13 protein-coding genes are annotated in these 11,475 nt (G+C 39.0%); 4 read left to right on the top strand and 9 right to left on the bottom strand.

Going from position 1 to position 11,475, the window contains the following annotated elements; translation table 11 throughout:
* Window positions 1-12 precede the first annotated feature (12 nt).
* The 4 genes from trpB to rpiB all read right to left on the bottom strand — a co-directional run bounded on the left by trpB (window position 13) and on the right by rpiB (window position 2,644).
* The gene (gene trpB, locus SFB89_RS07280) at window positions 13-1,236 is read right to left on the bottom strand and encodes a tryptophan synthase subunit beta (RefSeq protein WP_331774022.1); all 1,224 of its coding nucleotides are present in this window, start codon (window positions 1,234-1,236) and stop codon (window positions 13-15) included.
* Entirely contained in the window at window positions 1,236-1,790 is a 555-nt protein-coding gene (locus tag SFB89_RS07275) for an adenine phosphoribosyltransferase (RefSeq protein ID WP_331774021.1), read from the bottom strand. Before SFB89_RS07275 ends, trpB begins: the two co-directional genes overlap by 1 nt.
* 90 nt (window positions 1,791-1,880) lie before the next feature.
* Window positions 1,881-2,210 (bottom strand): hypothetical protein, encoded by a 330-nt coding sequence (locus SFB89_RS07270; RefSeq protein WP_331774020.1) that lies wholly within the window; start codon window positions 2,208-2,210, stop codon window positions 1,881-1,883.
* Between the two features lie 2 nt (window positions 2,211-2,212).
* Window positions 2,213-2,644 carry a ribose 5-phosphate isomerase B gene (rpiB, locus tag SFB89_RS07265; protein ID WP_331774019.1) on the bottom strand — a complete coding sequence of 144 codons (432 nt, stop codon included), beginning with the start codon at window positions 2,642-2,644 and terminating at the stop codon, window positions 2,213-2,215.
* Window positions 2,645-2,758: 114 nt separating this feature from the next.
* Between rpiB and SFB89_RS07260 the strand changes: the two genes are divergently transcribed.
* On the top strand, window positions 2,759-3,400 hold the full coding sequence (locus SFB89_RS07260) for an adenylate kinase (RefSeq protein ID WP_331774018.1): 642 nt from the start codon (window positions 2,759-2,761) through the stop codon (window positions 3,398-3,400).
* Between the two features lie 4 nt (window positions 3,401-3,404).
* Here SFB89_RS07260 and SFB89_RS07255 read toward each other — a convergent pair whose 3' ends face one another.
* The 3 genes from SFB89_RS07255 to folD are packed head-to-tail and all read right to left on the bottom strand — an operon-like array spanning window position 3,405 to window position 5,796.
* Window positions 3,405-4,058 carry a site-2 protease family protein gene (locus SFB89_RS07255; protein WP_331774017.1) on the bottom strand — a complete coding sequence of 218 codons (654 nt, stop codon included), beginning with the start codon at window positions 4,056-4,058 and terminating at the stop codon, window positions 3,405-3,407.
* Entirely contained in the window at window positions 4,048-4,878 is an 831-nt protein-coding gene (gene lepB, locus SFB89_RS07250; protein WP_331774016.1) for a signal peptidase I, read from the bottom strand. The genes SFB89_RS07255 and lepB overlap by 11 nt, the downstream gene beginning before the upstream one ends.
* 57 nt (window positions 4,879-4,935) lie before the next feature.
* Entirely contained in the window at window positions 4,936-5,796 is an 861-nt protein-coding gene (folD, locus tag SFB89_RS07245) for a bifunctional methylenetetrahydrofolate dehydrogenase/methenyltetrahydrofolate cyclohydrolase FolD (protein ID WP_331774015.1), read from the bottom strand.
* A 75-nt stretch (window positions 5,797-5,871) separates the two neighbouring features.
* Between folD and SFB89_RS07240 the strand changes: the two genes are divergently transcribed.
* Window positions 5,872-6,204, top strand: coding sequence for a c-type cytochrome (locus SFB89_RS07240; protein ID WP_331774014.1), 333 nt, complete (start codon window positions 5,872-5,874; stop codon window positions 6,202-6,204).
* 4 nt (window positions 6,205-6,208) lie between these two features.
* On the opposite strand, the gene SFB89_RS07235 is transcribed toward SFB89_RS07240, so the two are convergent.
* Entirely contained in the window at window positions 6,209-7,348 is a 1,140-nt protein-coding gene (locus SFB89_RS07235; RefSeq protein WP_331774013.1) for a MalY/PatB family protein, read from the bottom strand.
* 65 nt (window positions 7,349-7,413) lie between these two features.
* Between SFB89_RS07235 and purH the strand changes: the two genes are divergently transcribed.
* Window positions 7,414-8,946: a bifunctional phosphoribosylaminoimidazolecarboxamide formyltransferase/IMP cyclohydrolase gene (gene purH, locus SFB89_RS07230; protein WP_331774012.1), complete on the top strand. Its 1,533-nt coding sequence runs from the start codon at window positions 7,414-7,416 to the stop codon at window positions 8,944-8,946.
* Window positions 8,947-8,950: 4 nt separating this feature from the next.
* Here the strand turns inward: purH and abc-f are convergent, their stop codons facing one another.
* Window positions 8,951-10,888 (bottom strand): ribosomal protection-like ABC-F family protein, encoded by a 1,938-nt coding sequence (abc-f, locus tag SFB89_RS07225; RefSeq protein ID WP_331774011.1) that lies wholly within the window; start codon window positions 10,886-10,888, stop codon window positions 8,951-8,953.
* Between the two features lie 109 nt (window positions 10,889-10,997).
* On the opposite strand from abc-f, the gene SFB89_RS07220 reads away from it, so the two are divergent.
* Window positions 10,998-11,465, top strand: a complete 468-nt coding sequence (locus tag SFB89_RS07220; protein WP_331774010.1) for a YbaK/EbsC family protein — start codon at window positions 10,998-11,000, stop codon at window positions 11,463-11,465.
* Window positions 11,466-11,475: the final 10 nt, after the last annotated feature.

The following is an 11,475-nucleotide window of genomic DNA, read 5'->3' as shown; positions in this document are numbered from 1 at the left end:
GTTTTTTTCCTGTTAAAATTTGAGTATGGATTTGGCTTGTATCATATCTTTATCGCCTCTGCCGGATAGATTTATGATGATAAGTTTGTTGTCTAACTCTTCTTGTTTCATTTTTTTAAGATACGCGATAGCATGAGCACTCTCAAATGCAGGAATAATTCCCTCTTTTTGGCTGAGCCATACAAAAGCATCCAGTGCTTCTTGGTCGGTAATATTTTCATATCGCGCTTTTTTGATATCTTTCAAATACGCATGTTCTGGTCCAATGCCGGGATAATCAAGTCCGGCTGAGATGGAGTAAGCTTCTTGTACTTGTCCATCTTCATCTTGTAGTAAATAACTCATCTGTCCATGAAGCACGCCTGGTTTTCCTTTGGCTAAACTGCATCCGTGTTCTTGGGTGTCTATTCCCATACCACCCGCTTCTATGCCTATGCATGTGACAGAGGCATCCTCTAAAAAGTGGTTAAAAATACCAATAGCATTGCTTCCTCCGCCAATACAAGCGATGACAAAATCAGGAAGTTTTCCCTCTTTTTTGAGAATTTGCGCTTTGGCTTCATATCCAATGATTGATTGAAAATCTCGCACCATCATAGGATAAGGATGCGGGCCGGCAACAGTGCCGATGATATAGAAGGTATCACGTGCATTGGTGACCCAATATCTGATGGCTTCATTCATGGCATCTTTTAGTGTACGACTCCCGCTTTTGACGGAGTGGACACGCGCGCCTAAGAGTTTCATCCTAAAGACATTCAATTCTTGTCTTTGCACATCAAGTTCACCCATAAAGACATCACATTCCAAACCTAAAAGTGCCGCAACGGTAGCTGTGGCAACACCATGCTGTCCTGCTCCTGTTTCTGCGATGACGCGCTTTTTGCCAAGTCGTTTTGCCAGTAAGCCTTGCGCGATGGTATTGTTGACTTTGTGAGCGCCCGTATGATTGAGATCTTCTCGTTTGAGGTAGATGGTTGCGTTTAATTCTTTGGAGAGATTTTCCGCATAAAAAAGTGGCGAGGGTCTGCCTACATATTCACTCAGATAATAATTCACTTCTTTCCAAAAATCTTGATCAAATCGCACTTCTTTGTAAGCAGCATCTAATTCAAGCAAGGCAGGCATCAGCGTTTCAGGGACGTATCTACCACCATAGGAAAATCCATCGTTTTCGAAGTTTCCGAAATGCCCATCGCTATCTGGGTCATATTTTGACGCTTTTGGTATGTACATTAATCAATCTCCAATACCGAATAGACCGGCGTAGTTTTTCTAATCTCAGCATCACCACAAAGTGATTTAAGATTGATGATAAAACAACTCTCAATACAAGTAGCACCCGCTTTATTGATAAGATTGACCGAAGCGTTGGCTGTGCCACCTGTGGCAATCAAATCATCAATCAACAAGACATTGGGTTTGGTTTTGTCACACTCAAATGCATCGATATGAATCTGTACTTCGTCAACTCCATATTCCAAAGAGTATTTTTCACTGATGGTAGTATAGGGAAGTTTTCCTGGTTTTCTTATGGGTACAAATTTGCTATGAAGTCTCGCTGCAAGGGCTGCGCCAAAGATAAAGCCCCGACTCTCAATACCCGCAATATAGTCGATGTCCATACTCTCATATCGATCAACAAGATGGTCCATCAAAAAGCCAAATGCTTTCTCATTCCCCAAAAGGGTGCTGATGTCTTTAAAGCTGATACCGGGTTTTGGAAAATTTTCTACTGTGCGAATTGAATGCAATAAAAAATCTTTTTCTTTTTGGCTGAGTTTTTTCATATTCTAACCTTTATTTAAAAAGTTTTACTTTGATATATAAAAATATCGCGGTGATGAATAATACGGAAGAGTAGGCGATAAGGGTGGACATTAGAGGAGTGCCTCGATTTTACTTTCAAGCTCTTTTATCTTATCTCTTAGTTTATCGCTCTCCATCCGATATTGTGAATTTCTGGCTCTTAGTGATTTTAAATCATTTTTGACTTTGCTCAGTTCATCACTTAAGATATCCATATTTCCTAATGATCGTTGAAGTTGAACTTGGTACTTTCTGATAACAACTTCTGCATCCCCTAAAGTTTCTTTGATAAACACACTACCTTGCTTCTCTTTTTTGAGCAAGGTTTTGTAATAAAAAACCATAATAAGCAAATAGATACATAGGGATGAGAGGATGGTTGTTATAAGCCAAGTTGTCATGCTTAAAGCTCTATCTTTTCAACTCTCGTGGCATGTCGTCCACCTTCAAACGGTGTTTCACACCAGGCTTGAAGTATAGATTCTGCAACACCAAGTCCGACAACGCGTTGGCCAAAGCACAACACATTGGCATCATTATGAGCGCGTGACATGGATGCGGTATAGGCATCATGACACAATGCTGCTCGGATTCCTACATGCTTATTGGCACTCAAACTCATACCAATACCCGTACCACAAATCAAGATACCGTGTGCCCCTTGGGTGTCCGCTAAGACTTCCAAACACAGTTTATGAGCATAATCGGGATAATCTACCCGACTGTCATCCATAGGGCCTAAATCGATGACGTCATGCCCCATATTTTGTAATATTTTGATAATGTCGGGTTTGATTGCAACACCCGCATGATCTGTTGCTATAAAAAATTTCACGTTTTCTCTCTTCTAAATTAATTTTAGAGATTATACCATAAGGATTATTATAAAAAGGTTTTATTAAAATAAAATACTATATCATATGTGAAACAATTTAGAGGAGAAGATTATATGAATCTTATGGTATTTGGTGCACCCGGAGCCGGAAAAGGAACGCAAGCTAAATTTTTAACCGAGCGATACAATATTCCACAAATCTCAACCGGAGACATATTACGAGCGGCCATCGCAGATGAAACCGCCATGGGTATGGAAGCAAAAAAGTATATGGACGCAGGTAAATTAGTCCCAGACTCGACAATAATAGGAATCATCCAAGATCGATTAGCACAAGATGATTGTGCCAACGGTTTTGTACTTGATGGTTTTCCACGAACTTTAAAGCAAGCACAAGCCTTGCAAAAATTATTAGATGACAGTGGCAAAAAATTAGATAAAGTACTCTCTTTTGATGTTCCTGATAGTCAAATTATCGAGCGAATCGCAGGCAGAAGAGTGTGTCCAAAATGTGGTGCTTCTTTTCACGTTCAATTCAATCCGCCAAAGAAGGAAGATGTTTGTGATTATTGTGGGGATGCTTTGATTATTAGAAAAGATGACAATGTTGATACGGTCAAAAATAGACTCGAAGCCTATCATGCGCAAACTGCACCGTTGATTGATTTTTATAAAGATTTAGGAATCTTTGCTCCGATTGATGGCGCGCAAGAGTTGCATCTTGTGACCAAAGATATGTTTGAAGCGCTAGTGTAAGAGATTACACTAGCTTCATAAGATAATTGATAATATACCCAATCGGGGCAAAAAAGTAATTTGAAAGCGGTGTGGCGATAAATAGAAGCAAGATAATGATGCCATATCGTTGAATCGAATCAAAAAATCTCATAATACCATACCACCCTTTTGATGCCGCCAAATATGCGAGCGCATGTGAGCCATCAAGAGGTGGAATCGGGTAGAGATTAAAGACTCCTAACACCACATTATAAATCATCGTTTGAATCATCAAATACGCGAAAAAGATACCAAATATAGTTTCTGGTGTGCTCAATTGACTCAAAATCACCGTTGCCGCAATTGCCAATGTAAAGTTATAAGCAATACCCGCCAATGAGACGAAAATCGCCGCTTTGTAACCGCCATTATTCATGACCTCTCGCATATTGATAGGAACCGGTTTGGCCCAACCAAATAAAAAGGGTGCATGGGAGACAAACAGCAGTGCTGGTAAGATGATGGTACCGACTAAATCGACATGCTTGATGGGATTGATACTCAGACGTCCCGCATTTTTGGCGGTATTATCCCCATAGCGATACGCCACATATCCATGCATAATCTCATGACCGATGATGGCGATCATGAGGGCTAATATTTTAGTGATAATATTGATATATTCTTCATTTGTCATTTAAAAAACTCTTATCAAGTTGCATACTATTGATAAATCTACCAATGCGATTCCAACGTATTTTATAATCTTTGTCCCAAGAAAAGTAGATAAACCAAGGTTTTCCTACCACAAGAGAATAAGGGACACTACCCCAAAATCTACTATCATTTGAATGGTCACGATTATCACCCATCATGAAGTATTCATTTTTGGGTACTTTTTTGTAAAAGGCATTATAAAGAAGTCCATCTTTTTTAGGAAGCTCAGGGATGAGAGCTGGCTGCATGGCCAGTTGATTCACGCCCATATAGAGACCCATTTGTTGAAAGATATTGACCGTAGGGTCATAATGAATACCCGGATATTTCTTGAGATAGGGGTTTTTTACCCAGATTTTTCCGCCTAAGGATACGATTTGATTCGGGTAGTTTTTTTGCATGTATGCATCGCCTTCATGAAATCTGAGATAGAGCGTTTTATTGGCATAGAGTATCTCATCGCCACCTAAGGCAACACAACGTTTGACATAATGTACTTTGACATTTTTAGGATATCTAAAGACGACAATATCACCACGTCGTGGACCCTCTGCATCGATTAAGTGACCATTGCCTCTAAAATCTGGCAATACGGGAACCTCAATCCAAGGAATATGTGGCACCGGCACACCATAAGAGAATTTTTTGACAAAAAGATGATCCCCTATGAGGAGGGTGTTTTTCATACTACCACTTGGGATTACAAAAGCTTGTGCTACAAAAAATATGACAAGTAATACGATAATAACCGTACCCGTCCAACTGTTTGAAAATTTATAAAGTTTTTTTAATTTGCTCATTGTGTGATTCCTCTGCTTTGACGTATATTCACAGAAGCTGTTGTCTTATGTTGTATCTCATGATTCAATAGATGATCCTTTTCTTTTTTTCGCAGCTTTGAGGGTATTGCGTAGTAGCATCGCAATGGTCATCGGACCCACGCCACCAGGTACGGGTGTAATATAAGAGCATTTTGGTGCGGTAGCATCATAATCAACATCACCGACTAATTTACCATTTTCAAGTCGGTTAATACCAATATCAATCACAATCGCCCCTTCTTTTACCATATCTTCTGTAATGAGTCCGGCTTTGCCGACGCCCACAACCACGATATCAGCTTTGCTTGTATGGTCTTTGAGGTTTTTTGTAAAAATATGGCAGATATCGACCGTCGCACCGGCGTTGAGCATCAGATTCATCATCGGTTTGCCGACGATATTACTCGCCCCGACAATACAGACATCTAAGCCTTGGACATTGATGTGATACTCTTCCAAAAGTCGCATGACCCCCAGTGGTGTACATGGCACGAAACTATCAAGTCCAGCCACCAATCTACCGACATTAAAAGGATGAAACCCATCAACATCTTTATCAGGATTGAGAGATTCCAAAATCTTCTCTGTATCAATCTGTTTTGGGAGTGGCAATTGGACTAATACCCCATCAATATTGTCATTTTCATTGATCATCTTAATGGTTTCAAGAATCTTTTCTTGGGAGATAGAATTGGGCATTTTATGAACGATAGAATAGACTCCTGTCTCTTCACAGGCTTTTTCTTTCATGCCAACATACGTCTTACTCGCAGGATTGTCTCCTACCAAAATAACAGCAAGACCGGGAGTGATATTGCTCTTTTTCAAATCATCGATTTCATCTTTGATTTGGGCTCGTATTTTACTAGATAATGCTTTACCATCTAAAATCTTCATGGACTTTTTACTCTCTTTTAATAAATATTCAGTATCATAACAAATTAGTATTAAATAGTTGATAAAGTGAGTGTTATGAGAATATTTTTTCTGGTTTTTTTATTGTGTGTGTCTGTTTTTGGCGAAGATTTTATCACAAAAATGGAGTATGCCAAGATGCTTTATGTGAACCCAAGAGGCATCGGATGCGATGAATGTCACGGTAAAAAAGGCGAGGGTAAGATTATCGCTCATTATAAAGTCAAAGGCAAACCGCGCGTCTTGAAGGCACCTCCGATCAATGATTTGAAAAAAGAGGTATTTTTTGAGGCACTTCGCAGCACACATAAAGTCATGCCAACCTATTTCTTGACCCAACAAGAAATGGATATTTTATTCTTTTATGTGAGAAGCGAAGCGGCACATTAGAATTCTATTTTAGGGAATTTAGAGCGTGTTGCATTCGCGATAAGATTTGTGTTAATGTTTTTTTATCCGTTCCAAAATTCAGTCTGACAAAATTTTTGTCTCCAAATCCCGAGCCATCACTAAGCCCTACACCGTATTTCAAAAAGAGTTCATAAGGATGGGGCGTATTGAGTTGTGAGCAATCAATCCATGCTAAAAATGTGGCATCATGATGGAGCATTTTTAGATTTTTATTGTGTTCGACAAATGCTTGAATCATTTTGAAGTTTTCTAAAAGATAAGATTTTAAATCTGCCAACCACGTATCGCCATCTTGATAAGCCACACGGGTAGCAGTGATGGCTAGCACATTGATATCTCCGCCAAGTCCTCTGAGTTCTTTTTGAAAACGCACTCTGAGTTCTTTGTCTGGGATAATAACAAAAGAACTTTGAAGTCCTGCGATATTAAAAGTCTTACTAGGTGCCATGAGCGTGATACTTCTCTTTTGGATATCTGAGTTTAGTGACGCAATCGGAATATGTTTTGCCGCAGGATTGATGACGAGGTCTGCGTGAATTTCATCAGAGCAAATTATGAGATCATGAGCAATACATATCGCACTCAAACGCTCTAATTCCTCTCGTGTAAAGACCGTACCCCCTGGATTATAAGGGTTGCACAGTAACATGAGTTTGCATGAGGGCGTAATCGATGATTCAAAGGTATCAAAATCGATGGTCCATCGGTTATCGATATTTTTCAAGGGTACTTGTGTGAGTGTTTTCTTCGCATTATGAGGTGCTTTGACAAAGTGTGGATAGATAGGTGTTGTGGTGATGACCTCTTCATCTGCTGCGAGCATACGACATACGAGGTTCATGCTCACAACCACACCATGAGTCCACACAATCCACTCTTTTTTAATGTCCCAATTGTGTTGTCTTTTTACAAAAGCAATCGTCGCTTCAATCGTAGCATCGTCCATGCCTGTATAACCAAATATTCCATGTTCGACTCTTTCTGTGAGTGCTTGGATAAGTGAAGGAGGGGATTGAAAATCCATATCAGCAACCCAAGCTGGGATGATATCTTGGTCTTTATATTTATTCCATTTTTCGCAATTAGTATCTATTCTATTGATTTGTTGGTCAAAGCCGGTCATTTTTTTATCCTTATTAAAACTGCGTTATTATATAATAAACGCTTTAATATAAAATAAGGATTACAATGAGAGCATTGATTAGCGTCAGCGACAAAGAGGGCATCGCTTCGTTTGCTAAAGAGTTAGAATCTTTAGGTTACGAAATCGTGTCAACAGGTGGGACTTTTAGACTTTTAAAAGAGGCAGGAATTCAAGCGATTGAAATCAGCGAAGTGACAAAATTTCCTGAGATGTTTGATGGTAGGGTAAAAACTCTAAACCCTTACATTCACGGAGGAATTTTGCATCGTAGAGATCTTGAATCTCATGTCCAAATGGCACAAGAACATGATATCAAAGGGATTGATTTGGTGTGTGTCAATCTTTATCCTTTTAAAGAGACGATAACAAAAACCGATGATTTTGATGAGATTATTGAAAATATCGATATTGGCGGTCCAGCGATGGTACGAAGTGCTGCTAAAAACTTCAATGATGTCTTGATTGTGACTGATGTCAATGATTATGATCGTGTGATTGAAGCGATAAAAGAGGGCAAAAATGATGTCGATTTCAGACGTGATTTTATGATCAAAGCGTTTGAACATACCGCAGCATATGATAGTATGATTGCCAACTACATGAACAAAAAATTTCATGATGGTTTTGGGGCACAGCAATTTATCGTGGGCTCAAAAGCATTTGATACAAGATATGGCGAAAATCCACATCAAAAAGGCGCTTTGTATGAGTTTGATTACTTCTTTAGTAATAATTTTAAAACCCTCAAAGGCGAGGCAAGTTTTAATAACTTAACCGATATCAATGGGGCGCTTAAAATCGCAGCCTCTTTTGGGGAAGCACCGGCAGTTTCTATCATCAAACATGCCAATCCTTGTGGTTTTGCAATTGGAGCAAATGTGTTGGATTCTTATACGAAAGCATTACAATGTGACCCGATTTCTGCTTATGGTGGTGTGGTTGCTATCAATGGTACTTTGGATGTCGCATTGGCCAATAAAATCAATGAGATTTTTGTCGAGGTGATTATCGCGGCCAATGTTGATGCGGATGCACTGGAAGTATTTGCTTCTAAAAAACGTATCAAAATCTTCACACAAGAGAGTAAATATCTTGTCCAAAATGAAGATGCGTATGATTTCAAGCATGTTGATGGCGGATTTGTGTATCAAAATAGCGATCGCGTTGCAAACGATGAGGTTGAAAAATCAAAATGCGTGAGCGAACGTACTGCGAGTGCTCATGAGATGCATGATCTTGAGATTGCTTACAAAGTTGCTTCTTTGACAAAATCAAATTGTGTCGTTTATGTCAAAGATGCTGCGATGGTTGGCATCGGTATGGGGATGACTAGTCGTGTGGATGCGGCTAAATGTGCACTGTTAAAAGCCAAAGATTTAGGCCTAGATGTCACCGGTTGCGCGATGGCGAGCGAAGCATTTTTCCCATTTCGAGATAGTATTGATGCCGCAGCACAAGCGGGCGTCAAATCTATCATCGAACCCGGTGGCAGTATCCGTGATGATGAGGTCATCCAAGCGGCTAATGAACACAAAATGGCACTTTATTTTAGTGGTACCCGACACTTTTTACATTAAGATATCAAGAGAAGGCTTCGGCCTTTTCTTCTAATTCTAAAAAACGTTCTATCATGATCTCTAATTGTTGTTCTTTTTTACTGAGTTCTTGACTGACTTCTGCAAAACTAATCGTTTCATAGCATTTTGGGTCTTGTAAACAGGCATTGATGCTTTTAATCTCATCTTCTAAAATTTCGATTTGTTTTGGCAAGGTTTCATAATCTTGCTTCTCTTTATAGCTGAGTTTTGAAGGACGCTGATTCTGTGTTTTGTCCTTTTTGCCACTCTCTTTTTTTTCTTCAGTGCTCCATTGGTCTAAGGAGGCAATCTCTTTTTCGATACTGAGATATTCACTGTATTCTTGAAAACTCTCTTCAATAACGCCATCGCCTTTGAAAATAAAAAGTTTTTTGGCAATTTTATCGACAAAGTAGCGATCATGACTGACAAAAATCACGGCTCCTTGAAAGTTTAGAATATACTCTTCTAAAATATTAATAGTTGGGATATCTAAGTCGTTAGTCGGCTCATCGAGGATGAGACAATCGACCTCTTTAGTAAACAGAAGTGCCAGTGCGATTCGATTCTTTTCCCCACCACTTAAGACGCCGATTTTTTTGTTGAGATGCTCTTTGGGAAAGAGGAAATTTTTCAAATATCCAAAAACATGCAGATTACGACCCTTTACATCGATGCGATCACCTCCATTTGGGCAGAAGGTCTCTAGGATATCTTTAGTATCATCGAGCATCTCTCGTTGTTGGTCAAAGTAGCCGATTTTTAACTCTCCCATCTTTAAAATCCCACTATCAATGGGGATATCTTGGAGCAAAATCTTCAAAAACGTTGATTTGCCTGAGCCATTTTTCCCTACGATGGCGATTCTGTCTTTTTGTAAAATACGCGTTGAAAAATTTTCGATGAGTCTCTTATGTCCAAGCGTTTTGCAAATATCATACATCTCAAAAAGCATTTTTTGTTTATTGACAGAAGCACTTTGATTGAAGTTTTTTTGTTCGCGCTCGAGTTCTAGTTTGATTTTATTGATGGCCGCTGGATTGGTCTTGGCTTTTTCTTTGAGATCAAAAACTCTCTGTTTTCTGCCTTCATTTCGTTTGAGTCTGGCTTTGACACCACGCCTTAGCCATGCTTCTTCTCTTTTAAGGAGTTTGAGTAAATTTTCATGCTCTTGGTTCATGGAGTGTAATAGTAACTCTTTGGCTCGTAGATAATCTTGATACCCTCCGCTAAAAGAGAGAAGCTTGGTGTTATCAATTTCGAGTGTTTTTGTGGCCAGATTGTCAATAAAATAACGATCATGAGAGATAAAAACCAAGGTAAATTGTTCTTTGATAAGCATCTCTTCTAAAAATTCAACCATATAAACATCAAGATGGTTAGTCGGCTCATCTAAGAGTAAAATATCGGGTTTTTTGAGTATCAATCCCGCCAAGGTGACGCGTCGCTGTTCTCCACCGCTGAGAAGATTGATATTGGTGTCTTCATACTCTTTGAGATTGAGTTTTTGCAAAACACGCTCGACTTTATCATCTAAACTCCAAGCATCATGAGCATCCAAAAAGCTCAATAATTCATCCTGTTTTTTTAAAAGTTCCGGATTTTCAAAATCTTGAGATAAGCGTTGCAGGGTTGTTTCATATTCTGCTTTGGCATCAATCAACTCTTTGAGTCCCTGTGCAATTGTCTCTTTGACACTAAGATTCTCTTCAAAAAGAGGGGTTTGGTCTAGCATATCGACTTTAATTTGATTTTGGATAATACGTCGGCCCTCATCAACGTCTAAGGTACCGTTGATGATTTTCATCAGGGTCGACTTGCCACCACCGTTTTTACCGATGATACAAATGCGTTCTCCTTTGTTGATGGAGAGGCTGACTTTGTTCAGTATCTGTTGTGATTCGTATGATTTGCTAACTTCCAAAATATCTAATAATGCCAATGTGATTCCTATATCAAAGTTTTAGAGGTGATATTTTATCTAAAATTCTCTTTTTACAATATTTTTGATAAAATAAAAACATTCAGAACAACAAATAAAGGAGATTACTTTGGGGATAGAACAAGCACGCGCTCATTTACAAGGATGGAACAAAGAGAAAGATATTATAGAATTTGACGTATCAAGTGCCACGGTGGAACTCGCCGCCAAAGCGTTAGGAACTGAAGAATCACGGATAGCAAAATCCCTCTCTTTTATGCTTAATGATCGAGCAATTTTAGTGGTGACCAGTGGTGAAGTGAAGATTGATAACAAAAAATATAAACAAGAATTTGGCACCAAAGCCAAAATGCTTTCATTTGATCAAGTCGGTACATTAATTGGTCATGATGTGGGTGGCGTGTGTCCTTTTGGTGTGAATGAGGATGTAGATATTTATCTTGATGTTTCATTAAAACAGTACGATTTTATTTATCCTGCATGTGGGAGTTCTAATTCTGCGATTAAATTAACACATGATCAATTGTATGAGATTTCTGGAGCGCTGCGCTGGGTGGATGTGTGCAAATTAAAATAAATTAAGACAG

Source organism: Sulfurospirillum sp. 1612, assembly GCF_036556685.1.
Classification (GTDB): Bacteria; Campylobacterota; Campylobacteria; order Campylobacterales; family Sulfurospirillaceae; genus JAADIZ01.
The sequence above is the reverse complement of the archived record's forward strand: the minus strand, read 5'-3'. Positions and strand labels throughout refer to the sequence as shown.